Genomic DNA, 26,275 nt, shown 5'->3' on the forward strand with positions numbered 1-26,275 from the left:
GAACGAACCTCAGGCCGCCAGGGCAATGCGGTTTCGCCCGTTCTTTTTGGCCTCGTACAGTGCTTCATCGGCCTGCCTTAACAGCAGGTCGAAATCTTGTGTTTCTTCGGAAGCGACAGCAAGTCCGATGCTGAGTGTGACATGGATTGCCTGTCCATTGTCGAGATGTATGGGCTCCTCTTGAACCGCGCGTCTGATATTTTCTGCAATCTCCATGGCTTCCGATACGGTGCAGTCAGAGAGAAGGGCGGCAAATTCCTCGCCTCCTAGTCGTCCCAACGCATCATCGGTTCGAAGACTATCCCGGATGCGCTGCGCGGAAGCGACCAGCACGGCGTCGCCCGCAGCATGACCGAGGGTGTCATTGACGTTTTTGAAATGGTCGAGATCCATCAGCAAGGTGACGCAGTGCTGCCGCGATTGCTGCAGAATAAGTCCGGCCTGTTCCCTGAATGCCCGTCGGTTCGCAATGCCGGTCAGCGCATCGTAAGATGCCAGATGCCGAAGGCGGAGGACCAGTTCGTTGTGTGCGGTCGTGGCGCTTGCGAGCATGACCGGGGCGAGACAGATCAGGCCGACGCCCATTCTGATTGAAATGAGGGTAATTTCGTTCGTCGCCTCCACTGGCGTTGGCGACAGGACTGCGGAAATGGCAAAAATGGTCCATAGGCTGAAGAACAGCGTCAGGACCGATGTCGCAAATACCGAATAGCTCACGGCGCACCAGAGGAGCGCAGGAACCGGAAAGGCAATCGCACCTCCTCCGCCCACGAGAACCGCTGCAATACAGGATAGGAGCAGTGAAACGGCGGGGGCGAGTTTTTCGGGCTTTGGAAGTGAACCGATTTTGGCAAGAGAACCGGAAAAATGCGCCCGGTGGGGAAAGGCGAGAACGACCGGAAGAATGGTTATGTAGTTGACCAGTTCTGCGGAAAACCAGAAGAAAAGGCCGCTCAGGCTGCTGCTGTTGAAGAGAAGGGGATTTGCGACGGTGCCAACGAGACCGGCTGCGGCAGAACCCGCTACCGCCGCAAGAGCGAGATACAGCATCGACGAAGGATGTCGCAATTGCCTGACATCCCGGGGCAAGCGCGAGCAGACCAGATAACCGGTAGCGACGCCGGCCATATTGGCACTGTTCAGGATCAATGCCTTGCCGAGGGAAGCTCCTGTCAACAGGTCGGCGGCAAGATATGCAGCAAAAGCCGCAACCCAGCCGACAGGTGTCGACATCTTTTCAAACCGTAGGAGAAGGCCAAGGAGCAGGGCGTTTGCCGGCCATACCGTTGCCAGCGAACCGATCGGTCGTGAAAATATTCCAAGCAGGCATGCGACAAAGACGGCGGCGGCAAGCATCAGCCATGGCGGGACCGGCCATGCACGGTGCCGCCATGGCTGCCGGTTCCTGTATCCTGAATGCATTTCGCCCATGAGACGTACCCTTCGCCTGAAAGCAATTATCGGGCGAAAGGTTTTCGAGGTGTTAAACCGATGCGGCTTACCTGCGTATTTTATCGAGAAGCATGTACTGACGGTTAAATTTCGTTTTCACGCCTGATGTTGACACCGCTCAAGCGCGGCCGTCCAGTGTCATGAGTGGACGGTAGAGTTCCGGCCGGCGGTCGCGAAAGAGGCCCCAGGCTGAGCGCTGCTTCGCAATGCCCTCGAGATCGAAGGTGGCGGTAAGCACTGTTTCGCTGGTCCGGTCTGCCTCGGCGATCTTGGCTCCGGTCTGGTCGGCGATGAAGGACGAGCCGTAGAAGGTAAGTTCGGTACCCTTGCGGCCCGCCTCTTTCCCGATCCGGTTGGAAGCGATGACCGGGACGACGTTTGCAGCGGCGTGGCCCTGCATCACGCGCTGCCAGTGGGCGGCGCTGTCGATCGTCGGGTCCTGCGGTTCCGAGCCGATCGCGGTCGGATAGAACAGCAGTTCGGCACCCTGAAGAGCCATGGCGCGGGCGGCTTCCGGGAACCACTGATCCCAGCAGATGCCGACGCCGATCTTCGCGTGACGCGTCTGCCAGACGCGGAAACCGGTATCGCCGGGAGAGAAGTAATACTTCTCCGTATAGCCGGGACCATCAGGGATATGGCTCTTGCGATAGAGGCCGAGCACTGCGCCATCCGCATCGACGATGGCGACGCTGTTGAAATAGGTCTGCCCGGCCTTCTCGAAGAAGCTGACGGGTAGAACCACGTTCAGTTCAGCCGCGAGCTTCGCGAAATGCGCAATCAGAGGATTGCCCTCGAAGGGCTTCGCCATGTCGAAGAATTCGGCGATCTGGTCCTGGCAGAAATAGGGAGCCTCGAAAAGCTCCTGGATCAGGACGATCTGCGCGCCATCGGCCGCCGCCTTGCGGATCAGCTTTTCGGCCCGCTCGATATTGCCTTTGAGATCCCAGCTGCAGGCCATCTGGGTTGCCGCGACGGTAACGATTGTCATGCCGCTCTCCTTTAGACGCCGAGCTTGTCGCGCAGGCCGTACCACCATGCGCCGAGAACGGTGAGTGGCACGCGGAAGGTCTTGCCGCCGGGGAAGGGGAAGGCCGGCAGCGAAGCCCAGACGTCGAAACGCTCCGCATGGCCGGCGACGGCTTCGCCGAGGATCTTGCCCAGCAGATGCGTGGTCGTCACGCCGTGGCCGCTGTCGCCATGGGAGAAGTAGACGTTGTCTGCGAGCTTGCCGATATGCGGAATGCGTGTGAGCGTCAGCGCGAAATTGCCGCTCCAGGCGAATTCGATCTTCGCATTGGCGAGCTGCGGGAAGGTCTTCAGCATGTTCGGGCGAATGACGCCGGTCAGGTTTGCCGGGTCCTGGCCGCCATAGCCGATGCCGCCGCCATAGAGCAGCCGGTTGTCGGCCGTGCGGCGGTAATAGTCGAGCACATAGTTGGCGTCTTCGACACAGTAGTTGGCCGGCAGCAGTTCCTCGATGAGCTTCGGATCGAGCTGTTCGGTCGCCATGACCTGGCTGGAGACGGGCATCATCTTGTCGGTGATCTTCGGCAGCATGGTGCCGAGATAGGCATTGCCGCAGACGAGGACATATTTCGCCTTCACGGAGCCCTCGGCCGTGCGGACGACCGGATTGGCGCCCATGTCGAGACCGGTGACGCGCGATTTTTCGAAGACCTGTCCGCCAAGGCTCTCGAATGCCGCGGCTTCTCCGAGCACGAGATTGAGCGGGTGGATATGGCCACCGAAGCGGTCGATCATGCCGCCGACATAGCGGTCGGCTTTCACGTATTTGCCGACTTCGGCCTTCGAGACCATCTCAAGTCCGGTATGACCGTGCTTTTCCCAGTTGGCTCTCACATGCGCCATCTCGCGCACCTGCTTGTCGGTAAAGGCGGCGAAGAAACCGCCATCGACGAGATCGCACTGGATGCCGTACTTCGCCACGCGCTCACGGATGATGTTGCCACCTTCGAGCGACATGGCGCCGAGCTTTGCCGCTTTGTCCGGCCCGTATCGGCGGGCGATAACCTCGAGATCGCGGCTGTAGCCGTTGACGATCTGGCCGCCATTGCGACCCGACGCGCCGAAGCCGATGCGCTCGCCCTCGACAACGATCACCTTGAAGCCGTTTTCCGCAAGCTGCAGTGCTGCCGAGATGCCGGTAAAGCCGGCGCCGATCACGCAGACATCGGCAGTATGCTCGCCCTTCAGGCTTTCGCGGACGCGTTTGTCATTGGCGCTATGCGCATACCAGGAGGGGGCGTGGCCGGGATTGGTGGCGGAGGTCTGGTTCGTGCTGGTCATGGGTCACACCGTGCGGATGTAGGCGTCATATTCGACATCGGTGACGCGCAGGGAGAATTCGGAGAGTTCCTGTTGCTTGCAGGCCGTATAGAGGCTGCGATACTTCTGGCCGAGCGCCGCATAGGCGAAGCTGGACTTGGCGAAACGCTGCAGGGCGAGGTCCCAGTTGGTCGGCAGGGGCTCGTGATTGATCGCGTGGTCGTCGCCGCTGATTGCGCCGCCGGGAGCGGTCTTTTCCTTCATACCGGCAAGAGCCGCGGAAAGGATCATCGCCAGCACCAGATAAGGATTGGTGTCAGCACCTGCGACGCGCTGCTCGATGCGGGTAGCCGGCTTGGGAGCTGTAATGACACGCACCGCGGCGGAACGGTTGTCGAAGCCCCAGGAGGCGTAGGTCGGCGCATGTTCGGACGGGCGCAGGCGGCGATAGGAGTTCTGATGGGGCGCAAACACGGCCATGCTCTCGCCCATGTTTTCCAGAAGGCCGCCGACCGAATGCATTAGTGCGTCGGAGGGGCCGTCCTCGCCGACATAGATGTTGTTGCCATTCTCATCGAGCACGGAGAAGTGGACATGCATGCCGCTGCCGGCCTGCGTGCCGTAGGGCTTGGCCATGAAAGTGGCGTCGAGATCGTTGGCGCGGGCCACGCCCTTGACGATGCGCTTCAGGAGTAACGCATAATCGGCGGCGGCGAGCGCATCCGGCACATGGTTGAGGTTGATCTCGTACTGGCCGGGACCGTTTTCACGCAGCGTCGTATCGGCCGGCACGCCTTGAGCGCGGGCGGCCGAAGATATGCCGTGGAAGACTTCCTCGAAATCCTGCAGTTCGGAGATCGATAGAACCTGCGTCTGGCCGGTGTGCCAGCGGCCGTCGCGGGTGTTCGGCGGCCGGACCGGGTCGAGCGCCGAGCGGACGGGGTCGATCAGATAGAATTCGAGTTCGGTCGCCACCACCGGGGTGAGCTTCAGCTTGGCATAGCGCTCCAGCACATTGGCGAGCACCTGCCGGGGATCCGCGAAGAAGCCGGTGCCATCGGGGTTCTTCATCTGCAGGAGAACCTGCGCCGTCGGGCGCGACAGCCAGGTGACGCGCGACAGCGTGCCGGGCACGGGGAAGCATATGCCATCCGGATCGCCTGTTCCTTCGGCAAGACCGGCGGAGTTGACGTCGCGGCCCCAGACATCAAGCGCATAAACCGAGCGCGGGATCGCCATGCCCTTGGTCAACACATCGAGCGCCCGCTCGCGGGGGATCCACTTTCCCCGGGGAACGCCGTTAACGTCGATTACGAAGGCTTCCAGCACTTCGATATCGGGGTTTTCTGCAAAAAAGGCTCGTGCGTAGCTATCAATGTCCATGGGCCACCGGAAAAATGAAAAACACTTCTGAGATCTGTCGGCATGCAAAACGCACGCGCGGTTGAAGATGCAGCGCTAACTGTGAGCGGTCTTCGCGTTATAGATCAAGAAACGTGCCATTTTCCTGCCGGTACTTCAGTGCCCCTCGACCGTTGGCGGTTTATATCGCCTGTTTTTATCCGGTCTGCCGCAACGACTGCAGCTTTTTGGTCAATTGACCGAAAACACCCTAGCATTGAAGAAGATAGATTTCCACCCCATGAGGGCGATTTCGGCGGCGCTTTTGTGCGCCGCCGAAAAAACGTGCATAATTCTCAAGGGTTGAAGCGTTCGGGCCGCCATGCGCTGATGTCGATGAACGGCTTCTCACCGGTCATCGCTTCGGCGATCAGGCGGCCGGTCACCGGCCCGAGTGTCAAGCCGTGATGGGCATGGCCGAAGGCAAACCACAGGCCGTCATGGCGCGGAGCCTTGCCGATAATCGGCATCATGTCGGGCGTGCAGGGGCGTGCGCCCATCCACGGCTCCGGATCGAGCCGCTCGGCCAGCGGGAAGATCGAACGGGCGATCTTTTCGGCGCGTTCGATCTGCACAGGCGACTTCTGCGCATCGCGGAAGGCGAATTCGGCGCCGGTGGTCAGGCGGATGCCCTTGTTCATCGGGGCGAGGAAATAGCCGCGCTCGTTATCCATCGTCCAGTTGTTGAGCTTAGCCTTGCCGGCCGGTGCGTAATGCATGTGGTAGCCGCGCTTGACGCCGACAAGGAAGCTGTAGCCGAGCTTCCGGGTCACGTCCTCGGACCATGGGCCGAGCGCCAGCACGACTTCACCGCCTTCGACGAGACCGTTATCGGTTTTCACCTGCCAGCCTTTGCCCCCGGACTTCCGGGCAAGCGTGGTGGCGTCGCCCTTGACGAAACGCCCGCCGAGGCTTTCGAAATATTTGAGATAGGCCGTGGTCAGGCCGTGCGGGTCGAGGACCGACCACGGATCGGACCACTTCAGCGCACCGGTGAATTCGCCCCTCAGGTCGGGCTCCTCCTTCGCCAGATCGGCGGCGGAGAGTTCCTCGAACTTCACGCCGTATTCGCGGCCAAGCCGCTCCGCCTCGGCATATTCCGTATCCCGCTTGGCGCTGGTGCGGAAGATTTCCATCCAGCCGTTCTTGCGGATCAGATGCTCCGCGCCGGCTGCCTCGATCAGGTCATTGTGCTCGCTGATCGAGTTTTCGATGAGCGGCGCATAGGCGCGGGCAATGGCATTATGGCGCACTTTGTTTGAATGCCACCAGTAGCGCGACAGGAAGGGCACGAGCTTCGGCATGGCGCGCAGATGGTAATGCGCATCGATGCGGTTGTTGAGGCCGTAACGCACCAGCGTGGCGACTTCCTGCGGAAAACCATAGGGCACGACGCCTTCACGCTGGATCAGCCCGGCATTGCCGAAGGAGGTTTCCTCGCCTGCGCCGCGGCGGTCCACCAGCACCACCGACCTTCCGCGACGCGCCAGATGGATGGCGGTGGAGACGCCGATGATGCCGGCGCCGAGCACGATGGTATCTGCAGACATGTTACCTGAATTCCATTTCGATGATGATGAAACCGGAAGATGCTACCCGCCTTGGTGCGGCGCAAACGAAAAATCGCCACATTTCGTGAAATCGGCCGAACCGTTGCAAATCTGGAACGTACGGCGCCAAAGGAAAAAGGAGCCGGCAACGCGAACGCCTTTCCGAAGGTGCTTACGAACCGGAAGTCCATAAGCACCGGCCCCTAGGGCAGACAAAGCCGGCCGACCATTTCAAACAGAAGCCAAAGCGCGCCGTAATCTTGTGATTTGTTCCGCTGTGCCTCATTTCTTGCTTTATCGCATGTCGCCACAGCAGAGCCTTCGGTATCTTCTCGCACCGAGCTTGGCATCAAACAGAAGGGGAGGTCAGCGATGCGGATCTTGATACTGGGGCTCGCGTGGCTAATGGTGGCAATCGGCATCGTGGGCGTTTTCCTGCCGGTCCTGCCGACGACCCCCTTCATGATCCTCGCCGCCGGGCTCTTTGCCCGGTCGTCGCCTCGTTTCGAGCGCTGGCTGCTCGAACATCCGAAATACGGCAAGCCGCTGACCGACTGGCGGCGGGAGGGCGCGATCTCGCGCAACGCCAAGATCGCCTCCGTTTCGCTGATGACGGCGAGCTATGCCATCGTCTGGTTCGGCGGCCCGCCGCAGCTCTGGCTGAAGGTTCTGGTCGGTGCCATTCTCGTCGCTTGCGCCACCTTCGTCCTCTCCCGCCCATCGCCCGCGCAATGAGTGGAGGTTCTTCGTCCGTTATTCGCTCAGCGCTCGCCGAAGCCGCCGGAGGATGACGCCGCGCGCCTTGTCGTCTCCGGCGCGCTTGAGTTCGTCCTGAAGGTCGAGCACCAGCGACTGCAGGTCGTTATGCCAGTCCTTGTGGCCGGGCCGGGCGGGATCGATGCGCGGCGCCCTGATCTCGGAAATGTCGGTTGGTCCTCCGGCTGTCATTTCGAAGGCGCTGTCGAGGCGCGGGATGAAGATCCGCTCCAGCGGCAGGAAGGCCGAGAGACGTTCCCCGAGCCCGGCAAGCGCCGCCTCTTCTCCATGCACGAGGAAGACGCCTGACGTGATTGGCAGCCGTTCCTTCACCCAGGCGGCAAGTTCGGGGCCATCGGCGTGGCCGCTATATATGTCGAGGCGGCGAATGCGGGCACGGACGGTGATCTCATCCCCCTGGATGCGCACCGTCTGCGCGCCGTCCTCGAGAATGCGTCCGAGCGTTCCGGCAGCCTGATAACCGACCAGCAGCACGGTGGCCTCTTCGCGCCAGAGCCAGTTCTTCAGCCGGTGTCGGATACGTCCCGCGTCACACATGCCGCTTGCGGCGATCACGATGTGGAAGCCGTGCATGTGGTCGATGGCCTTTGACTGCTCGACCGTTTCCGTAAAGCGCACATTGCGCGCCTCCATGGCCTCTGCCAGCATCTGGCCGTTCTCCAGTTCACGGGCATGACGGCGGAAGATCTCGCTTGCCCGCGTGGCGAGCGGCGAGTCGATCACGATCGGGCAGGTGGGGATATCGCCGGTCTTCATCAGGTAGACGAGATCGGCCAGCAGTTCCTGCGTGCGTTCGACTGCAAAGGAGGGGATCAGCAACGCCCCGTTGATGTTGGTGGCCGCTTTCACCTCCGCCTTGAGCGCCGCCCGCCGGGTCTGGTCGGAAACATCGTCACGATCGGTATCGCCATAGGTACTTTCGCAGATGACGTAGTCGAAACCATCAGGCGCCTCCGGGTCGAATTGCAGAAGCTTGTGGCTCGGGCCGATGTCGCCGGAAAAGAGCACGCGCAGCTGTTTGGCGGGCGTGTCGATCTCCATTTCGACGGACGCCGAGCCGAGCAGATGGCCGGCATTCCAGAACCGGAAGCGTATCCCCTCTGCTGCCTGCTGCCAGCGTTCCAGTTCGACCGTGCGCATCAGGGTGACGGCGCGCGCGGCATCCTCCGCCGTATAGATCGGCTCCACTGTATCGCGGCCGCGACGCTGGTTGCGGCGGTTGAGTTGCTCGACTTCGCTTTCCTGGATATGGGCGGAATCCGGCAGCATCACCGAGCAAAGATCGATCGTGCCGCGGGTGGCGAAGATCGGTCCGTCATAGCCGACCTTGGCGAGCTTTGGCAGCAGTCCCGAATGATCGATATGGGCATGGGTCAGGATCACCGCCTCGATGGAGGTCGGCTCGAACGGAAAGGATCGATAATTCAGTTCCTTCTCGCTCTTCGATCCCTGGAACATGCCGCAATCGACGAGCACGCGCGTACCGCCGTTTTCGACGAGGAAGCAGGAGCCGGTCACCGTGCCGGAGGCGCCATGGAAGCGGATGATGGGAGCGGAAGTCATCGGTTCGGTATCCAGCGGCCGGCAGGCATGGGCATCGCAGATCCACTATCCAGCCAGTCGTTCGCTGCGATGGCGGCGTGTCGCCGCCGCATGACAAGTCATCTCCGGAAACGTCCGGTTGCGTCAACCCCTGCACTTCCATCCGCGATCTACGGTCGCAGCCCACCATCGTTCAATGAAGGTGCGGGATGTCAGGGCCTCCGCCGAAGGATGCAAGGTCCGGATAGAAGGCAGAATCCGGACGGGGATCGAGCGTGAAGGCAATGCGCGACAGGGCATCACGCGCCTTTTGCGCATAGAATTTCTTGGCTCGGTCGTCGGAATGAACGCGGCCGGCTTCTGCGAGAACAGTGGCAGCTTCCCGCAAGCGTTGTCCCGCCAACAATGCAACGCCCAGCTTGTAGCGGCCCTCGACATGGTGCGGGGCAAGTTTGCAGAGCTTCCGCAATGTTTGAATGGCCTGGCCGTAGCGCCGGGTAGCGAGGTGCACGTCTCCAAGCCTCAAAAGCACCGGTACGGGATCGGCAAGCCGCGGAATGAGGGCGCGGTAGGAAGCCTCGGCCGCGCTCATTTCACCGCGTTCGAAAAGCAGGTTGGCAAGGCCGAACTCCGCGCCGCGATGATCGGGCATCGCAGCCAGAACCTGGCGAAAGGCCATTTCCGCCTCGGGTTTCTTGCCGGAATGATAGAGGTCGAGCGCGCGCTCATAGACGAAACGCACACTGCGCGGGTTGATGAGGCCGCCGAGATTGAGACCGTTTCGGGTCCGGAAAAGCGTGCAGGAGATCTGCCGTTCCTTGACACCGAACATGTATTTGTAGGGTTCGTTGCCGCGCAGGAAGTCGTAGGTGCGAAAGCCTTCCGAGATCGCCTTCCGGATGCAATAGCCGTGCAGCACGAGACCGGGCGAGGGCGTAGTCCATGTCTCGTCGCGGCCGGTGATATAGAACAGGACAGCTTTCTTCTGACGGTCGATGATGTTGGCGAGAACCCCGAGCGGGCGTTCGCCGTGCCAGAGCACCGGCACGTCGAGATTGCCGTCGGCAAAACAATCCATCAGCACTTCACGGGATGCGCGGATCATCTTTTCGGCGTTTCCTTCTCCCTTGATCGGCGTCCACCGCACTCTCCAGAAGCCGAAGAGGATATCGAGGTCGCGCTCTATCGTTTCCGGTGTCGCCATGGTGATGCGATATTCGTCCCCACCCTCGACCTTACGCAGGAAGCGCCTGAGTTTCTGTCGGGTCTGGCCGCTCATGTGCTGTTCCAGATAGCCGTCCCAGCTGTCGGGCAGATGGATGACCGGACAGATGGTGTTGTCGATCTGCTGTTCGTTGCGCGGCACGTTATTGCGGAACATCACCTCCGGTCCCTGCAGCGCCCGGGTCAGCGCTTCGCTCCGGCCGGGCGGGCCGCTGAAATAGTCGAGCTTGATCTGGGTCCACCGCTCCTGTCTGAGATAGGCGGCAAAGCCCGTAATGGCCTGCTGCTCGTAGTCCGGCAGGGTGATGAAGCCGGTGTAGTCGGCGGCGAAATTGCCGGCCATGATGATCTCGTCGGTGAAGATACCGTCGGCATTGGCCTTCGTCTGCAGACGCAGGGGAAAGAAGGCGAGATAGGGAGAACCGGGTTCGCTTTTCCTGAGAGCCAGGATGAACCAGCGTCGGCGATGAGAGAGATAGCGGTTCAGCCATGTCCAGGAGAGGAAGTGCTGGGCATCCGGGTCCGCCATGAACACCTCGTCCCAGTTCCGGCGAACGGCCGCGAAGGCCTCCACTGTATCGATGATGTCTATCCGCACCGCATTTCCCCCTTCAACACATAACTTTTGGAAGCTCAGCCTCAGATCTCCTTGGCCAGATGCGGGCTCTTGTGAATGAAAGCCCAGAGCGATTTGCTGATATCGGTGATTTCCGCGATCGAGCTTTCGAGCTGCCGCATCTCCTTTTCGTCCATCTGCTCGACCTTGCCGTAGCGGATCTCGCTGTCTGTCTCGACAAGCCGCATGAGCTGGGTGCTGGAGATGTCACCGCTCTCGTCGAATGAATAGATGCTGTGATTGTACTTGTTGCGGACCTTGGCTTCCTTTTTGAGCCGCGCCATGGCGAACAACACGGCTTCTCGGTCGGCTTTCGGGGTGGAGCGACGCTTGGCGAGCCGTTCCACGAGATCGATCCTGGCCCTTGTGGTATTGAGCGTCAGGAAAACGATGATCGCCGCTTCCTTGTCGACGGCCAGAAGGTGGGCGATGACATAGATCAGCAGACTTTCCGTATTGGTCCAGACGTAATTCAGCCGGCCGACTCCCAACAAAACATCCGGCATGTTTCCCATTGCGCGTTACCCTTCTGGCCTGTTTTGAGATTGCCTGCCCAGTCACAACTCCTTGAATGCACGAGACATGCTGTCGCTGATCGGCTTCGAAAGATATTCGAAGAACGTCCGCTCCGATGTCTGGATCAGCACGTCGGCCGGCATGCCCGGAACGGGGTGGAAGCCATGCACCAGCGCCAGTTCTTCCTTCGGTAGTTCCACTCGGACGATGTAGACGTCCCTCTGGGCGCCCACCGTGCCTTCTTCGATCGAATCCGCAGAGACGTAGAACACTTTGCCTGTCAGCACGGGTGTGGTGCGGCGATTGAGCGCCGAAAGCCTGATTGCTGCGGTCTGCCCTTCGCGAAGCTGATCGATCGAGGTACGCAATACCTGCGCCTCGATGATCAGGGGAACCCCGGCGGGCAGGATTTCCATGATCGGCTTTCCTGTGGTGATGACGCCACCGGCAGTGTGGTAATAGGAGCGTACGACGGTACCGGTGACAGGCGAGCGGATGACCGTGCGTTCGAGCACGCCTGCGGCCTCCGTCATCTGCTCGCGAACGCTGTCGAGATCGGATTCAGCCGTTTCAAGCGCGTCGAGCGCGGCCTGCTTGTTGGAGTTGATCGCGATCACGGCTTCCTGCTGGTATTTGGCGATCTGCGCGCGGTTCTCGTTGAGTTCGCCTTCGAGACGGGCGAGGTCGCCGAGCGCGTCGGCAATGGCCCGTTCCATGGCGAGCAGGTCCATCTTGCGCAGGTAGCCGACCTTGACGAGCTTGGCCTTGGAATCGCGTTCCTCGGTCAAAAGAGCGATCTGCTTTTCGAAGGATTCCTTCTGGCCCTGGTATCCTGCGAAGCGGAACTCCAGTGAGACGATGTTCTTCTGAATGAGGTTAAGCTGCTCCTCCAGTTTGACCTGCTTGCTGTGGAAGATGACGTTCTGGCTCTCGATGATGGCATTGACCTCGGGATCGCTCGCTTCCTTCATGACGATATCGGGAAGGTTCAACTGCTTGTTGCCGTCGGCTTCCGCCCTGAGACGCGCGACCACGGCTTCCAGCCTGAGACGTCGGAGCTTCAAGGCCCGTTCGTCTGCGAGCGCGGCAGTTGGATCAAGCGTCAGAAGCACCTGGCCTTCCTTGACCATCTCGCCTTCGCTGACCTTCATTTCCCTGATGATGCCGCCTTCGAGGTGCTGAACGATCTTGTTGTTACCCGTCGCGACGAAACTACCCTGCGCGATGATCGCGGACGCCAGCGGCGCGGTCGCCGCCCAGAAGCCGAAACCGCCGAAGGTGCTGAACAGAACGGCCAGGCCGACCACCGTATGGCGCCGGATCGAACGTGGCACTTCGTTGTACCACTCGACCGGGCCAGCTTCTCTTTTCACTGTAACGCTGCGTGCCATGGTACTCACTCACTTTTTGTCGAGGCGCGGGGCCTCTGCGCCGGCACTATTGCTCAGTGCCTTCAGGACGTCCGCGCGTTCGCCGAACATGGCGACCGATCCGTCCTTGAGCACGAGGATCTTGTCGACCACCTGCAGGAGGGCAGGGCGCTGGGTGATCGTCACAGTGGTGATACCCTGCTTTTTCGCGTGGATGAGGGCGCGTGCAAGCGCGGTCTCCCCAAGCGTGTCGAGATTGGAGTTCGGCTCGTCGAGCACTACGAACTTCGGATCGCCGAAGAAGGCGCGTGCAAGCGCGATGCGCTGTTTCTGGCCGCCCGAAAGCGGTGCGCCATCGGCCGCCACCACGGTTTCATACCCCTGTGGGAAGCCGGCGATCAGTTCGTGTACATCGGCAAGCTTTGCCGCCTCAAAGATCTGCCGGTCCTCGACGTCGTCGCGCATGCGGCTGATATTGGCCTTGATGGTCCCAGGGAAGAGTTGCACGTCCTGGGGTAGGTAACCGATGCTTTCGCCGAACTGCCGCTGGTCCCAGTTGCGCAGGTCCATCAGGTCGAGGCGCACATTGCCCGATGTCGGCAGAATGGAGCCGACCAGCATCTTGCCGAGCGTCGTCTTGCCGGAACCGGAATTGCCGATGATGGCGAGCGATTCACCCTTGCGAAGCGAGAAGGAGATGCCGTTGAGGATCACCTTTTTCTGCGGCGGGGGCACGAAGAGAATGCGCTCCACGTCGAGCCGCCCCTCGGGATTGGGCAGGCGAAGTCGCGGGAAATTCAGTGGTGAATTCACTAGCAACTGCTTGATGCGGCCATAAGCCGAGGCCGACTTGTTGAACTGGTTCCAGCCCTCGATTGCACCTTCGATCGGGGCAAGAGCCCGGCCGGAGATGATCGATGCGGCGATCACCATCCCGCCGGTCAGTTGCCCCGAAAGCGAAAGATGAGCCCCCCAGCCGAGAAGGGCGATTTGCGTGATCATGCGGCAGCCCTTGGAGAGGCCGGCGAACATGATGTTTCTGTCCTGGGCCGCGACATGGGCTTTGAGCGAGCCCGCTGTCTCCTGGCCCCACATCCGCACCGCTTCCGGGATCATGGCGAGCGCATTGATGATCTGCGAATTGCGCGACATGGATTCGAGATGAAAATTCGCACGGCCGGCAAAGCCGTTGGCCTCGGCGAAATGACGAGCCGTGAACCGCTGGTTGAGGAAGGCGATGAAGAACAGCACGGCGCAGCACGTGAGAATGATGAGCCCGAGATGCGGGTGAACGAGATAGACCACCAGCACGAAGAGCGGCATCAACGGCGCGTCGAGGAAAGCGATCAGTGTGCCTGACGTCAGGAAGCCGCGAAGTTGCTGCAGGTCCTGCAGGATCTGGTAGTCCTTGCCTGTGCCGTGCAGCGAGGCTCTCGCCGCGGCACTGAGAATGGGAGCGCCGAGTTGTACCTCCAGTTCGACCGCCGTGCGCATCAGGATGAAACGCCTGATCGCATCGAGAAAGGCTTGAAGCAGGACGGCGCCCACGACCGCTATGGTCAGCATGATCAGCGTGTCCATCGACCGACTGGTGAGAACCCGGTCCGAGATCTGGAAGAGATAGAGCGGAATGGCGAGCAACAGCACGTTGATGGCAATGGTGAAAACCATCACAATCATCATGTTGCGCCTCACGGCGGCGATACCCTTGGCCAGGCTCGCGGCGAAGTTCACCGGGCCGCTGCGTTTGTGGAAGCCGGCTTGGCCACCATTTCCACCGCCGCCATTGCCCTTGTCGTCAGAGTCCTTGCCGCCACCGCCGCTACCGTCGGAGGGACGTCGTTCGTTATTGCGGATCGGCCCCCGGTCGTTTTCGATTGTCTTTCCGAATGGCGTGTCCGGAACCGGTGTGATGTCGATTTCCCGGACAGGCTGGTCGCGTCTTGCCACCGTCTCGGTATTTACTGCCGGCTTTGCCGCAGCCTCCGACGCGACGGCCGCCCCGCTCTTGTTATTGTTTTGGGCTGGGGCGGCCGCCCGTCCGGCGGACCCGTTTGGCGCCGCAGCCGCGACATTCGGCGGCGCCGCTTGAGCGTTTGCCTGCGATCCCCTGGAGGTGGGACCTTTCGGTTGCGCGACTGCGGCCTCTGTGGCGACGCCTCGGCGCATCGAAGATTGCGATGCGGCGTTGTCGAGGCGTCTCAGGTTCTCGATTACGTCTTCGATCGTCGGGGTGCCGGGCTTCGGCTCCCGAGACGCCAGCACAGACGCCGGGATAAGGCCTGGCATTCTCCCTGTACCGGACCGATCGAGGGCGGGGCGTGGCTGGACAGGCGGGCCGATCCGGACGGCCTGTGTTTTCGGCATCTGTGGTGGCGGAACGACGCGAACTTTGTCTTCTCTGCTTTCGTCCGGCGTTCTGCCGTCGGCAGGCCGTGTGTCGCCTGAATTATCCACGAGTTTCGACGCTGAATCGGTCAGCCTCTTCAGGTCTCCGATCACATTGTCGATCGCCGAAATGCCTGTGCTCGCCGGGTCTGCGGAGCCGTCGCCGGACGGCGGTCCGGACAGGTTCTGCGGCTCCAGGTCGATTGCCTTGCTTCTCGACAATTCGTCCTTTGATACGTGGTTCATGTGTCTCCCCCCAGATCGTCCTTCAGGCGATCATTGTTTGCATCACGTCCGCAGGACTTGCATGAGGTCCACCGAGGTCGTCTGCCGAATTGAAGACAATGTCATCCGTGTTGGGGGGCGCGGGATCATTGTCGAGAAAGGCGATGACTTCGTTGGCAAGCTGGTTGTTCGTCGGTTGCGGTTGTGTGTGGTCGTCTTCCACGAGTCCTCCCTGGATCAGGATGGCATCGGAATACGTCTGGCCCGCCACATAGGTCGAACCGCCGAAGCTGTCGTAGTCGACGATCTCGGCGATGTTGATGATCGCGTTGCTGCCGGTGTCTATCGTGATGTTGGCGGTCTGGGTGTTGGCGAGATAATCCGACGCGGCCTGCGTGACATGATCGGAATCGCCGAGAATGCTCACCTGCTTGATGTAGGTGATATCGTAGAGGTTGCCGGTGATGTAGAGAACGTTCAGCCATTCGTGACCGACGAAATTGGGGTCGGTTCCTAGCGTTTCCGGCATGTTCGGATCGCCGTGTTGAATGTTCTGCTGGGCCTGCTGCATATAGTCGGGCATTGCCTCGAAACGATCGTTGCTGCCGACGTTGTGGATCGAAGCCTCGTTCCACAGAAGGTTGTTCCCCGTCTGGGTATTCACGTTGTCGGTGCCGCCCGCTTCGCCGGTAATCGTGTCGTTGTCATAGAGAACAGCCAGCTGGCTGATGATGTTCATGTCGAGCACATTGCCGCCGACGATCACCAGGTCATATTGCTGGCCAAGCCCGAGATAGGCAGTGATGTTGAACGCGGCATTGCCGCCGATCAGTACGGTGGTCTCATAACCGGTCGTGGTGACGACCATTTGGTCGTTGTCGGTGACGAAGTTGTACTGCTCGATCCATTGTACGAAACAGACGTCCCCATCGATGACGCTGACGCGCCAGTCCGAAGGATAGGTGGGATCCTGATCCGGCGCCGCCTGGCTGTCGGCTCCGGTGCCGCCGAATTCGGTTCGGTCGAATGTGGCGATGTTCGCTGCGACGGTCGGCGCATGGCTGCTGTTTTCGCCATCCCATCCATTGCCGCATCCTTTTTGGGCAAAGGCGTTGGTATCGTTGTCGCTGTAGACATAGGCCTGCGTGATCACATCGATCTGGTGGTAGTTGCCCATTACGCTCATGACGGGGGTAATCACGCCCGTCGTGGTGAAGCTGGCGATGTTGGCAACGACATTGGCGCCCGCAGTGATGTCGAGCGTGTTCTGGGGTCCCGGCTGTTCGAGCGGCGTTTCGCTCTTCTGCGGATCGTCTTCCGGCTCCGCCAGTCCGCGATCCGGCATGAAATCGTTGAGGGAGGGCGCTTCTTGCGTGATCACTCCGTTGACATAGGTACCGTGGATTTCGTCCCCGGCCAGCACGAAGTTCACCTCGGCGTCCTCGCCGATCGATGTGGTATTATTGGAAACCAGATCCTCTTTGTAGTCATGAACCTCCTGCGCGATCTTCTGCAGGCTTTCGTAGGCGTCGGTGCGGTCGAGATCGGAAAAGGGCGTGAAGCGCACTGCGTCGGTCGCGAATTCCGCCAGTCGCTCGACGACGTAGCTGGTATCCAGCTTCGCGTGATAGTCGCTGGTCATGTTCAGGTAGTCGTCGTCGAAAAGCAGATTGATCTGCGCCATATGCGAGATCGCCGACCCCGGCCCCGGATGGACCAAGAGGCGTTCATCGGGTTCTATCGGGATGTTCGGCTCGCTCACGCCCATGCGCGGAAGTCTGAAACCGCCCCCGAAGCCTTCGTCGAGATCCCTGAGCTCCTGTGTCGATAGCGGATCGAAATAGGCTCGTCCCCCGACATCGAAGTGCTTAACGCCGTTGTCCTGGTATTCGACGCCTGGAACATAGTCTTTTAGTGCGAGGTCGGAAGCGAATTTGGGATCCAGCGCTTCGAGTTCCTCGCTGGGCGCAGGAGCATTGTCATGCACCTGACCGCCCGTATAGCCGATACGCAGCCGCGCCTCGTCCATAACGCTGTCAAAATGCCCGATAAAGTGGGCGATGATTTCGGAAATCCTGTCGATCTGCATATCCACCTCCCTGCCCATGCGGGAGACGACCATGAAACACGGAAATGTCCGTCACTTTGCCGTCTTCGCTGACGCAGCCTCAAGCCGCTGGACTGCACCGGCGCGGCCGGTGCAGTCCCTTTTGCCTTGGGGAGGGAACTATCAGGCGCCGGTATCCTCGCCGGTATGGGTGACATAGGAGTCGCCCCCTATGACGCTGCTGTCGATGGTGTTGCTCAGCAGGTTCGCGCCCTGGACGAACTCGAAGTGGAAGCCAGAATTGGCAAGGATCGCCGAAGCATCGGCGGTGCTCGCACTGGAAACGTCGTCGCCAGCCGAAAGATCCCAGCCCTTGGCATCGAGATCCATACCTTCGCTTCCGTTGGCTGTGCCGCCATTCGCGCTCAGATAGTTCTGCGCTCCGCCGTTTTCCATACGCACTTCCCACGCCGTGTCCTGGTCGGCGAGGTGGCTTGCCTGGACCGCATTGAAGCCGCTGTCGTTGCCCGCGCCATTGAGCGAGTCGTTCAGGATGTTGTCGACATTGAGCGTGAATGAGAAGTCGTCACCGATCTCGAAGGTCAGGTCGCCGCCGGCGATACCGAGATTACCGAAGTCGTGCACGTTGTCGAGCTGGCCGAAATCATTGTCGGCCGAGTTGAAGCTGTCGCTCGTGGAAATGTTGAAGCTGTCGGTCGTCGTCTTGATATCGGTGTCTGTTTCGGTGACCGTCTTGATGTCGGTATCGATGTCGGTTTCCGTGTTGGAGTAGGACTTGCTGTCATAGCTCCAGTCATATTCGGAAGTGTTGTAGCTGTCCGTCACCGTCGTGGTGTCGTTGTCCGTGATCGTCTTGATGTCGGTATCGGTCTCGGTATTGGAATAGGACTTGCTGTCGTAGCTCCAGTCATATTCGTTGTCGCGATTGTTGCCGTTGTCGGTCGCGACATCGACGTCGATCTTAGAGTCGAGATCCACGTCGATGCTGTTATCCGTGTTGATCTCGCTATTTTCGCGGTTGTCGCCATTCGCTACACCGCCGACATAGCCAGTCGAACCGTCATCCACTTCCGTGGAGTTGATCGCGCTGTTGGCAAAGCCGTCAGCCAGAGCGCCGACATTGGTCTCGTCACCCTGCGGGTTATAGCCGTAAGACATTTCCATTCCTCCAAAAAAATGGAGCAGCATTCGAAAATCCCTCTCATCTCAAATGGGACCTGTTTCGCGCTTGCTCCGTATTGTTGTTGACCGCAGACGTACAATTCACGAAATCATCTGCGGAGGCTTATTCGTTTTGAGGGTCTATTGGTCCCTCAAGACGCACTCTCCCTTTTTCCGAAGTGCAGAAGCACAACGGGCCAATTTTTTAGATGGCTTTATTGATCAGCGGGTTGAAATGATCTCTACGTCGAACAGAATTACTATGAAGACCACGTCCGTCCTCTTCTGACACATAAACTCAACAGGAAAATGGTAGCCGTTCATAGCTACAAAATCGGATTAGTCATGAGTGCTGATGGAAGCCTGAAAATACTTTCAGTTTCGGGACTTGGCCCTGGATATACCTTTGGGAAACATTTTTGCCGCTCCGAAAAAATCAGTAAAAACCAAGGGAGGAAGCACAAATTGCGGAGGAGAGAAAATGTGTGGAAAATGTTCGAGTGTGCCTAAAAAAGTCGCGATATGCCCGGGTTTGTGGTTTTTTTGACGCCGAATAACCCAAAATGATCATTTCCAACCCCTGCTTTTCGAACTAACATAATTAACTAATAATTAAATCAATGAAAGGGATTGGGGGCCAAATGCGGCTCCCCCGCGGATCTACATGTAACGAGTAAGCTAACGCCAAGGGGAGGCATGTATGTTTATGAGTGAGTCACATATAAGTGACCCCGCACGCCATATGCCAGGGGTAGTTCAGGGTAATTCTATACTTATGATCGCAAGGCAGGATCTTTTGGCTGAATGCCTGGCCGAGGTCCTTTCCAGAAAATTCCCAAATCATGACATTATCGTTCGCCCGACAATGCGGGATGTAAGCGAAAATGAAGAGAATGGCGCAAGTTTGATCTTGCTTTATCGTCTTTCCTCCGCAGATATACAGAACGCACTTCTGAGGCTGCGGCGCAACGAGGACGGGGCATCGATCGGTATCGTTGTCGACGGCGTGGGGCCATTGGACGCCTATTACCGCAATCTCGCCGAAGCCCGCACAATTGATGGGATTTTGCCGCTCAACCTGCGGCTTGATGTGTTTCTGGCGGCGGTCGACCTGCTTGCGAAGGGTGGGGAGCACTTCCCTTCATCTCTGCTGCAGCGGTTGAGCAGCGATGCCCCCCTTGTCGAGGCTTCGTATGAAAGCGGCCTTGTCACGGCAGCAAGGTCGAATACCCTCACTCTCCCGAACGGGGATATGGCGGCTCTTACCACGAGAGAAGTGCAGATCCTCGATCTCATCTGCGAGGGTACGCAGAACAAGATCATCGCTGACCGGCTGAACCTTTCGGAAAACACCGTGAAGGTTCACATACGCAACATTTACAAGAAGATGCATGTGCGCAACCGCACCGAGGCGGCCTCGCGCTTCTTCAACAACGACAGAGCGAGCAACGGTCAGGGCAAACGGCAGAACTAACGATGCCTTGAAGCGGCCTCAACGAAGGAAGCAGCGCGACTTCTGACCGAAGCCGCTGGCGGAGCATATATATGGCGCAGAGCCCAGGTAGGCGGTCTTCGTCTCCCGGGCTTGCGGCGCCGCGATCGTATCCTTGTCGGCACTGGCCTTGCTCATTTCATCGGCGTTGCTGTAGCCGTATTCCGTATTGTCCGGTCGCGTTTTGCCTATCGTTTCTTCGTGTTGTTTGCTCGGTAGGGCCCCGTTGGTCGCCAGCTCTGCGTCTGCAACGGAGCAGGATTCAAGCGACAATGCCGCAAGCGTAATCAAGCCTGCCATGCTGAGCCAGGGCATTCCGCTTGAGCTTTCGCTGCCCGCCTTCACGTATCCCCGCATGTGTCTCTTCCGCCGTAGGTCGCATTGATGATCAATGTGACCGATTCGGGGCCATTTTGACAGGCGTGTATTAGCATTTTCTGACGATGCGCAGGGAGAGGCCTCTGGGAGGGCCCCTGTCTCGGGGCATCAAGCGTCATGCTTAACAAATTATAACCAGAAAGTACTACGTATAATCATATCGGGTTTTTGCGAAAATATTGATTGACCGGAATAAAAATGGGGACAGTATCTGTATTAACGCAAGCTTAACCAGCGAGTATTGTCCAAATGGACATGTGTTCTACTTTGGTACACTTGGTCTAAGTCTTGTGGAGTATGTTGTTCATTGAGTCGAGTTCGGGATCTTTTTTGCATGATCCCGAGGCTGGGGGTGTGTGTAATGCGTAAGCTCTTCTCCGATGGTTCGCCTTCCTTGGATATGTCGTCCGAACCTTTTCCTCGCATGGTTCTCGTCAATGGCGGTGCGGGTTTCCTGGGTTCGCATCTCTGCGAACGCCTGCTGGATGCCGGTCACAGCGTCATCTGTTGCGATGATTTCTCGACAGGGCGCCGGGAAAATATCCGGCACCTTCTGTCGAAACCGGGTTTCCGCGTCATGGAACACGACGTACGTGATCCCTATGACGTCGATGCCTCGCTGATATTCAACTTCGCCTCGCCGGCCTCGCCGCCGGACTACCAGCGCGACCCGGTCGGCACGTTGCTGACCGGCGTGCTCGGGGCGCTGAACGCGCTGGATCTTGCCCGACGCAACGGCGCGATCGTGGTGCAATCATCGACTTCCGAGGTCTATGGCGATCCGCTCCAGCATCCGCAGCAGGAAAGCTATTGCGGCAACGTCAATCCGATCGGGCCGCGAGGATGCTATGACGAGGGCAAGCGTTGCGCCGAGACGCTGTTCTTCGACTATCACCGCAAGTATGGCGTCGATATCAAGGTCGGCCGTATCTTCAATACCTATGGACCGCGCATGCGCCTGGATGACGGGCGTGTCGTCTCGAACTTCATCGTTCAGGCGCTGCAGAACCAGGACATGACGATTTACGGCGATGGTCACCAGACCCGCTCGCTCTGCTACGTCGATGACCTGATCGAGGCCTTCATGCGCTTCTCCGGCGCCGGCACTAACTGCAACGGACCTATCAATCTCGGCAATCCGGTCGAAATCCCGGTTCTCCAACTCGCCGAACTGATCCGCGACCTGACCAATTCCCGGTCGCGCATAGTGCATCTTGCAGCTGCTGTCGACGATCCGAAGCAGCGCCGCCCCGATATTTCCCGGGCGGCGGAAGAACTCGGCTGGCAGCCGCGCGTGTCCTTGAGGGACGGACTGGAAAAGACCATCCGTTACTTCGATGCCGTGATCGGCCAGGCCGCTACGGAAGGACGCGAACCCGCGGAGGCATTGTAAGATGTCCCGCACCGTTCTCGTTACCGGAGGCGCCGGCTTCATCGGCAGCCATATCTGCAAGGCACTTTCCCATTCGGGTTTCATCCCTGTGGCCTACGACAACCTTTCCACCGGACACGCGGATGCGGTCCGGTGGGGACCGCTGATCGAGGCCGATATCGCGGATGGCGGTGCGTTGCGGGCGGCTTTCGACCGGTTCGCGCCGGACTGCGTGATCCACTGCGCTGCCAATGCCTATGTCGGGGAATCCGTCACCAACCCGCAAAAATACTACCGTAACAATGTGGCGGCGGGCCTCAGCCTGCTCGATGCCTGCCTCGCGGCAGGCATCGGCAGGATCGTATTTTCCAGCAGCTGCGCGACATACGGCATTCCCGAGCAGCTGCCGATCCGCGAAGACAGCGTGCAGGAGCCGGTCAACCCTTATGGCCGCACCAAGCTGATCTTCGAAATGGCGCTCGATGACTATGCGCAGGCCTATGGTCTGAACTTTGTCGCCCTGCGTTACTTTAACGCTGCGGGTGCCGATCCCGACGGCGAGCTTTCCGAACGGCATGAGCCGGAGACGCATCTCATTCCGCGGGCGCTGCTCGCAGCTGCCGGCCAGCTCGATCGGCTGGAGATCTTCGGTCAGGACTACCCGACCGACGACGGCACCTGCATTCGTGACTATATCCATGTCAGCGATCTGGCCGATGCCCATGTCGCCGCCGTCCGGCATCTGGCGAATGGTGGCGACACGCTGCGCCTCAATCTCGGTTCCGGCCAGGGCACCTCGATCGATGAGGTCCTGCAGGCAATCGACCGGGTTACTGGTCGGCGGGTTCCGGTCATCTTCAAGCCGCGCCGTCCCGGCGATCCGCCGGTGCTCTTCGCGGATACCGCGAGCGCACGCATCAAACTCGGCTTTGTGCCGCGCCTTTCGGATATCGACACGATCATCCGCACGGCAAGCCCCAGCTTCGGTCTGGAGGTTGTTCGATGAGCGTGGTCCCGAGAATTGGCTCAAGTGTTGCCCGGAAGGAAGCTCGCAGCCAGATGATGGAGCCGGTGTTCGCTGGGCGCTCCTGGCTCGTCTACCTTTTCGGCATGCTCTGCTGGTTCGGGGCGCTCGCCAATTTCTGGATCTGGTGGTTCGATCCGTCGCATGTCATCGGTTGGCTGCCATTTGCCCTGATCACGCTCGTCATGGCCTGGATATCGCTCATCCCTGCCTATTTCATCCTGATCTTCTTCAATGCGAAGCGCATGCGGCGCTCGGTACCTCTGCCAAGCGGTCGCGTCGCCATGGTCGTAACCAAGGCTCCGTCGGAACCTTTCGAGGTCGTGCGCAAGACGCTTTCCGCCATGCTGTCGCAGCGCGGCCTCGATTTCGACATCTGGCTGGCCGACGAGGATCCGGAGGCCGAAACCAGACGCTGGTGCGGGGAACACGGGATATTCATCTCTACCCGCAAGGGCGTTGCCGAATACCACCGCGCCGAATGGCCACGTCGCACGCGCTGCAAGGAAGGCAATCTCGCCTATTTCTATGATCGTTACGGCTATGAGCGTTACGATTTCGTCGCGCAGTTCGATGCCGATCATGTGCCTGACCCAGACTACCTGCAGGAGGTGATCCGTCCCTTCTCTGATCCGGCGGTCGGTTATGTTTCCGCACCGAGCATCTGCGACGCCAATGCCGCATCGAGCTGGGCTGCGCGCGGACGGCTCTATGCCGAAGCGAGCCTGCATGGCGCCTTGCAGGTGGGCTACAACAATGGCTGGGCGCCGCTCTGCATCGGTTCGCACTATGCGGTGCGCACGAAGGCGCTGCGTGAGATCGGTGGCCTCGGCCCGGAACTGGCCGAGGACCATTCGACCACGCTGATGATGAATGCCGGCGGCTGGAGCGGCGTGCATGCGATCGATGCGATCGCCCATGGCGACGGGCCGGAAACCTTCGCCGATCTTTGCGTTCAGGAATTCCAGTGGTCCCGCAGCCTCACGACGCTCCTGCTGCAGTATTCCGCACCCATGGTCCGCAAGCTGCCGCCGCGGCTGAAGTTCCAGTTCATCTTCTCGCAGCTCTGGTATCCGCTGTTTTCCGGCTTCATGGCGCTGATGTTTGCGATGCCGCTGGTGGCGCTCCTGACCGGCAAGGTCTTCGTCAACGTCAGCTATCCGGATTTTCTCATTCATTTCGCACCGGTTTCCCTGGTGCTGATCGGTCTCGCCATCTTCTGGAGGCGAAGCGGGACCTACCGCCCCCATGATGCCAAGCTGTTCGGCTGGGAAGGTATCGCGTTCATCCTGTTGCGCTGGCCGTGGTCGCTTGCCGGAACCTTGCTCGCCGTTCGCGATCGCATCACCCGCAGCTTCGTCGATTTCCGCATCACGCCCAAGGGCAAGCAGGAAGTGCGGCTGCTGCCGGTTCGCATTCTCATGCCGTATGCCGTGCTGGCCGGCTTTTCGGCGGCCGCCATGGCGTTTGCACCGGGTGAAGGTGCTGCGCGCGGTTTCTACATCTTCGTCTGCGTCAATGCGGCGGTCTATGCGATGGCTGCTGGCCTGATCGTTACGCGACACGCCTTCGAGAACGGCTTCCGCGCTGTAACCCGCTCCCGTGGCATCGGGCTCGTTTTGGCGAGTTGCGTGCTTGTGGTCGGCGTCAGCGGTGCTGAGCTTGGCCAGCATGGTGTTGGGTCGCTCGAGGCTCTGGCCCATGGGCAGAATGTTTTCAGTGTCACCAAGACCCAGTTCACGGTTGCCGGCGCCGGCTTCGGCGGCAAGACGAAAACGGTGAAATTCCATCTGCGCTGGAACGGTTTCGGCGCTGCTCAGCCGGAAAGTACGCATGCAATTGAACCCAATGCGTAGCGCAGGGCCGGAGTGCCCGTGCGCATTTGTAGAAAGGGAGGGTACAATGAAAAAATACCTGAGGACTGGTGGCATCGCATGCCTGGCGCTAGCCCTGTTCTTGCCGCCAGCCGCCTTTGCCACCAGCGCCACCTCGCAGAAGAAGGTCGAGCCGCTGAGCGCGGCCGAGTTGACCGCGATTTACAGCGGCAAGACCTGGGTGTGGGGCACAGGCGGAGGTCGCTTCGACGCCAAGGGGCGCCGTTTCGTCGCCTATACCGACGAGAAAGGCAAACAGTCCCTCGGCGAGGGCAGGTGGGTCGTCGATAACAACGGCAAGCTCTGCATCTTCGCCAAATGGACGGCAAGCGATGGTGCTGGCCGGGCGGCAACCTGTTTCGGTCACGTCAAGATAGGCGATACGATCTACCAGCGTCGCCATCCCTTTGGTCATTGGTATGTCTTCCGCCATGCATCGGAGCGGACCAGCGACGAGTTCCGCAGGCTGATTGCTGCCGACACGATCAGCAGCCGCGCGCTCGATCTCAAGAAAAACCTGGCGGCAAATTGAAGAAGGAAGGAGGAATGCGATGAAAAACATAAAGAGAAGAACCCTGCTGACAACGGCGGTCACGTCGTTGGTCGTCGCCGGTTCCTATCCACTGACACGAGCGCAGGGTATTGGCGGCCTTGCCAATTCAACGGCCCAGACCATCCGGGACAAGAGGCCCGTCGTCCACGATGGTGGCATCCGCTTCGGCGCCTATGATCCGCACGGGGATTTCGCAAGCCAGCACAACGTCTCGACGGAAGGGCTCTTCCTGCCGTGGGAAGACGTCGATCTCGACTCGCTGAAACTCGCCGATGCCTATGCGCTGGAGAGGAACCGCAACCTGCTCATCACCATCGAACCCTGGTCGTGGGATGTCAGCTGGCGCCTGACCTCGGGACAGTTGCGCGAAAAGGTGATGCGTGGCGACTACGACCTCAACATGCAGACCATCGCCGCCTTGATCGGCCAGATGAAGAGCCCGGTCATCGTGCGCTGGGGACAGGAAATGGAAGATACTTCGGGCCGCTTTTCATGGGCCGGGTGGGCGCCGCAGGATTACATCACCGCCTACAGGCGGATGATGGACATCCTGCGGCGGGAGGCCCCGAAGGCGGATCGCATGTGGTCGCCGAAGGGTTTGCCGAACCTCACGCCCTACTATCCGGGAGACAACTATGTCGATCTGGTAGGTCTCTCTGTCTTCGGTCTCGAGGGATATGACGAGCGGGCCTATGGCGCGCCTCGTAACTTCCCACAGAGCCTGAAGCAGGGATACGATCTGGTGGAAGGCTTCGGCAAGCCGGTCTGGGTCGCAGAATTCGGCTACGAAGGAAGCGACAGCTACATCATGCCCTGGATGCAGGAGGCCACGCTCAAACGGGACGAATTCCCGGCACTTGTCGAGGTCGTCTACTTCAACGACCGAGATGTGCACGCATGGCCCTTCAACCTCGGCCGCCCCGACTGGCGCGTGCTCCGGGGCCAGGCGACCAACTGACCGAAAAACGCTTTCTGCTTGCCGTCGGGGGAATAAAGGGGGACG

General features: G+C 59.8%; 21 protein-coding genes. 8 read left to right on the forward strand and 13 right to left on the reverse strand.

What is annotated here, in order from left to right; genetic code table 11:
• Window positions 1-9 precede the first annotated feature (9 nt).
• The gene (locus H4I99_RS00365) at window positions 10-717 is read right to left on the reverse strand and encodes a diguanylate cyclase domain-containing protein (protein ID WP_164490800.1); all 708 of its coding nucleotides are present in this window, start codon (window positions 715-717) and stop codon (window positions 10-12) included.
• 150 nt (window positions 718-867) lie between these two features.
• Here H4I99_RS00365 and H4I99_RS00370 point away from each other — a divergent pair, with 150 nt between their 5' ends.
• A complete protein-coding gene (locus H4I99_RS00370; protein ID WP_164490799.1) occupies window positions 868-1,248 on the forward strand; it encodes a hypothetical protein in 381 nt (126 codons plus the stop codon).
• A 322-nt stretch (window positions 1,249-1,570) separates the two neighbouring features.
• Here the strand turns inward: H4I99_RS00370 and aguB are convergent, their stop codons facing one another.
• The 4 genes from aguB to H4I99_RS00390 form a co-directional block, all read right to left on the reverse strand.
• A complete protein-coding gene (aguB, locus tag H4I99_RS00375; RefSeq protein WP_163903579.1) occupies window positions 1,571-2,443 on the reverse strand; it encodes an N-carbamoylputrescine amidase in 873 nt (290 codons plus the stop codon).
• Between the two features lie 11 nt (window positions 2,444-2,454).
• Window positions 2,455-3,762: an NAD(P)/FAD-dependent oxidoreductase gene (locus H4I99_RS00380; RefSeq protein ID WP_163903581.1), complete on the reverse strand. Its 1,308-nt coding sequence runs from the start codon at window positions 3,760-3,762 to the stop codon at window positions 2,455-2,457.
• Between the two features lie 3 nt (window positions 3,763-3,765).
• Window positions 3,766-5,124: a glutamine synthetase family protein gene (locus tag H4I99_RS00385; RefSeq protein ID WP_163903583.1), complete on the reverse strand. Its 1,359-nt coding sequence runs from the start codon at window positions 5,122-5,124 to the stop codon at window positions 3,766-3,768.
• Between the two features lie 314 nt (window positions 5,125-5,438).
• Window positions 5,439-6,692: an NAD(P)/FAD-dependent oxidoreductase gene (locus tag H4I99_RS00390; RefSeq protein WP_163903585.1), complete on the reverse strand. Its 1,254-nt coding sequence runs from the start codon at window positions 6,690-6,692 to the stop codon at window positions 5,439-5,441.
• 372 nt (window positions 6,693-7,064) lie between these two features.
• On the opposite strand from H4I99_RS00390, the gene H4I99_RS00395 reads away from it, so the two are divergent.
• The gene (locus tag H4I99_RS00395; RefSeq protein WP_163903587.1) at window positions 7,065-7,427 is read left to right on the forward strand and encodes a YbaN family protein; all 363 of its coding nucleotides are present in this window, start codon (window positions 7,065-7,067) and stop codon (window positions 7,425-7,427) included.
• An 18-nt stretch (window positions 7,428-7,445) separates the two neighbouring features.
• Here H4I99_RS00395 and H4I99_RS00400 read toward each other — a convergent pair whose 3' ends face one another.
• From H4I99_RS00400 to H4I99_RS00430, 7 genes are all read right to left on the reverse strand, one after another.
• Window positions 7,446-9,032, reverse strand: a complete 1,587-nt coding sequence (locus H4I99_RS00400) for an MBL fold metallo-hydrolase (protein ID WP_163903589.1) — start codon at window positions 9,030-9,032, stop codon at window positions 7,446-7,448.
• Window positions 9,033-9,204: 172 nt separating this feature from the next.
• Entirely contained in the window at window positions 9,205-10,833 is a 1,629-nt protein-coding gene (locus H4I99_RS00405; RefSeq protein WP_163903591.1) for a GNAT family N-acetyltransferase, read from the reverse strand.
• A gap of 41 nt (window positions 10,834-10,874) precedes the next feature.
• Window positions 10,875-11,366 (reverse strand): hypothetical protein, encoded by a 492-nt coding sequence (locus H4I99_RS00410; RefSeq protein ID WP_163903593.1) that lies wholly within the window; start codon window positions 11,364-11,366, stop codon window positions 10,875-10,877.
• Window positions 11,367-11,408: 42 nt separating this feature from the next.
• Complete coding sequence (locus H4I99_RS00415; protein ID WP_163903595.1) at window positions 11,409-12,758, reverse strand: HlyD family type I secretion periplasmic adaptor subunit; 1,350 nt, start codon at window positions 12,756-12,758, stop codon at window positions 11,409-11,411.
• 9 nt (window positions 12,759-12,767) lie between these two features.
• Window positions 12,768-15,371: a type I secretion system permease/ATPase gene (locus H4I99_RS00420; protein ID WP_425314342.1), complete on the reverse strand. Its 2,604-nt coding sequence runs from the start codon at window positions 15,369-15,371 to the stop codon at window positions 12,768-12,770.
• Window positions 15,372-15,393: 22 nt separating this feature from the next.
• Window positions 15,394-17,439, reverse strand: a complete 2,046-nt coding sequence (locus H4I99_RS00425; RefSeq protein ID WP_163903597.1) for a hypothetical protein — start codon at window positions 17,437-17,439, stop codon at window positions 15,394-15,396.
• A 141-nt stretch (window positions 17,440-17,580) separates the two neighbouring features.
• A complete protein-coding gene (locus tag H4I99_RS00430) occupies window positions 17,581-18,582 on the reverse strand; it encodes a fibrinogen-binding protein (protein ID WP_163906100.1) in 1,002 nt (333 codons plus the stop codon).
• 697 nt (window positions 18,583-19,279) lie between these two features.
• Between H4I99_RS00430 and H4I99_RS00435 the strand changes: the two genes are divergently transcribed.
• A complete protein-coding gene (locus tag H4I99_RS00435; protein WP_163903599.1) occupies window positions 19,280-20,053 on the forward strand; it encodes a helix-turn-helix transcriptional regulator in 774 nt (257 codons plus the stop codon).
• Window positions 20,054-20,071: 18 nt separating this feature from the next.
• Here the strand turns inward: H4I99_RS00435 and H4I99_RS00440 are convergent, their stop codons facing one another.
• Entirely contained in the window at window positions 20,072-20,428 is a 357-nt protein-coding gene (locus H4I99_RS00440) for a hypothetical protein (RefSeq protein WP_163898882.1), read from the reverse strand.
• A 421-nt stretch (window positions 20,429-20,849) separates the two neighbouring features.
• Here H4I99_RS00440 and H4I99_RS00445 point away from each other — a divergent pair, with 421 nt between their 5' ends.
• From H4I99_RS00445 to H4I99_RS00465, 5 genes are read left to right on the forward strand one after another with little or no spacing between them, the layout of a single operon-like run.
• Window positions 20,850-21,842 carry a UDP-glucuronic acid decarboxylase family protein gene (locus H4I99_RS00445; RefSeq protein WP_244624868.1) on the forward strand — a complete coding sequence of 331 codons (993 nt, stop codon included), beginning with the start codon at window positions 20,850-20,852 and terminating at the stop codon, window positions 21,840-21,842.
• A gap of 1 nt (window position 21,843) precedes the next feature.
• On the forward strand, window positions 21,844-22,827 hold the full coding sequence (galE, locus tag H4I99_RS00450; protein ID WP_163903604.1) for a UDP-glucose 4-epimerase GalE: 984 nt from the start codon (window positions 21,844-21,846) through the stop codon (window positions 22,825-22,827).
• Window positions 22,824-24,701 (forward strand): glycosyltransferase family 2 protein, encoded by a 1,878-nt coding sequence (locus H4I99_RS00455; protein ID WP_163903606.1) that lies wholly within the window; start codon window positions 22,824-22,826, stop codon window positions 24,699-24,701. The genes galE and H4I99_RS00455 overlap by 4 nt, the downstream gene beginning before the upstream one ends.
• A 46-nt stretch (window positions 24,702-24,747) precedes the next feature.
• Window positions 24,748-25,251: a DUF995 domain-containing protein gene (locus tag H4I99_RS00460; RefSeq protein WP_163903608.1), complete on the forward strand. Its 504-nt coding sequence runs from the start codon at window positions 24,748-24,750 to the stop codon at window positions 25,249-25,251.
• 19 nt (window positions 25,252-25,270) lie between these two features.
• Window positions 25,271-26,230 (forward strand): glycoside hydrolase family 26 protein, encoded by a 960-nt coding sequence (locus tag H4I99_RS00465; RefSeq protein WP_163903610.1) that lies wholly within the window; start codon window positions 25,271-25,273, stop codon window positions 26,228-26,230.
• Window positions 26,231-26,275: the final 45 nt, after the last annotated feature.

Source organism: Paenirhizobium daejeonense (assembly GCF_014280875.1).
Classification (GTDB): domain Bacteria; phylum Pseudomonadota; class Alphaproteobacteria; order Rhizobiales; family Rhizobiaceae; genus Allorhizobium; species Allorhizobium daejeonense.

What these genes read in the sequence shown, in the direction of transcription:
- H4I99_RS00370 (WP_164490799.1), top strand. Translation starts at nt 868, where the DNA reads ATGCGCCCGGTGGGGAAAGGCGAGAACGACCGGAAGAATGGTTATGTA.
- aguB (WP_163903579.1), bottom strand. Translation starts at nt 2,443, where the DNA reads ATGACAATCGTTACCGTCGCGGCAACCCAGATGGCCTGCAGCTGGGAT.
- H4I99_RS00380 (WP_163903581.1), bottom strand. Translation starts at nt 3,762, where the DNA reads ATGACCAGCACGAACCAGACCTCCGCCACCAATCCCGGCCACGCCCCC.
- H4I99_RS00385 (WP_163903583.1), bottom strand. Translation starts at nt 5,124, where the DNA reads ATGGACATTGATAGCTACGCACGAGCCTTTTTTGCAGAAAACCCCGAT.
- H4I99_RS00390 (WP_163903585.1), bottom strand. Translation starts at nt 6,692, where the DNA reads ATGTCTGCAGATACCATCGTGCTCGGCGCCGGCATCATCGGCGTCTCC.
- H4I99_RS00395 (WP_163903587.1), top strand. Translation starts at nt 7,065, where the DNA reads ATGCGGATCTTGATACTGGGGCTCGCGTGGCTAATGGTGGCAATCGGC.
- H4I99_RS00400 (WP_163903589.1), bottom strand. Translation starts at nt 9,032, where the DNA reads ATGACTTCCGCTCCCATCATCCGCTTCCATGGCGCCTCCGGCACGGTG.
- H4I99_RS00410 (WP_163903593.1), bottom strand. Translation starts at nt 11,366, where the DNA reads ATGGGAAACATGCCGGATGTTTTGTTGGGAGTCGGCCGGCTGAATTAC.
- H4I99_RS00415 (WP_163903595.1), bottom strand. Translation starts at nt 12,758, where the DNA reads ATGGCACGCAGCGTTACAGTGAAAAGAGAAGCTGGCCCGGTCGAGTGG.
- H4I99_RS00420 (WP_425314342.1), bottom strand. Translation starts at nt 15,371, where the DNA reads ATGAACCACGTATCAAAGGACGAATTGTCGAGAAGCAAGGCAATCGAC.
- H4I99_RS00425 (WP_163903597.1), bottom strand. Translation starts at nt 17,439, where the DNA reads ATGCAGATCGACAGGATTTCCGAAATCATCGCCCACTTTATCGGGCAT.
- H4I99_RS00430 (WP_163906100.1), bottom strand. Translation starts at nt 18,582, where the DNA reads ATGGAAATGTCTTACGGCTATAACCCGCAGGGTGACGAGACCAATGTC.
- H4I99_RS00435 (WP_163903599.1), top strand. Translation starts at nt 19,280, where the DNA reads ATGTTTATGAGTGAGTCACATATAAGTGACCCCGCACGCCATATGCCA.
- H4I99_RS00440 (WP_163898882.1), bottom strand. Translation starts at nt 20,428, where the DNA reads ATGCGGGGATACGTGAAGGCGGGCAGCGAAAGCTCAAGCGGAATGCCC.
- H4I99_RS00445 (WP_244624868.1), top strand. Translation starts at nt 20,850, where the DNA reads ATGTCGTCCGAACCTTTTCCTCGCATGGTTCTCGTCAATGGCGGTGCG.
- galE (WP_163903604.1), top strand. Translation starts at nt 21,844, where the DNA reads ATGTCCCGCACCGTTCTCGTTACCGGAGGCGCCGGCTTCATCGGCAGC.
- H4I99_RS00455 (WP_163903606.1), top strand. Translation starts at nt 22,824, where the DNA reads ATGAGCGTGGTCCCGAGAATTGGCTCAAGTGTTGCCCGGAAGGAAGCT.
- H4I99_RS00460 (WP_163903608.1), top strand. Translation starts at nt 24,748, where the DNA reads ATGAAAAAATACCTGAGGACTGGTGGCATCGCATGCCTGGCGCTAGCC.
- H4I99_RS00465 (WP_163903610.1), top strand. Translation starts at nt 25,271, where the DNA reads ATGAAAAACATAAAGAGAAGAACCCTGCTGACAACGGCGGTCACGTCG.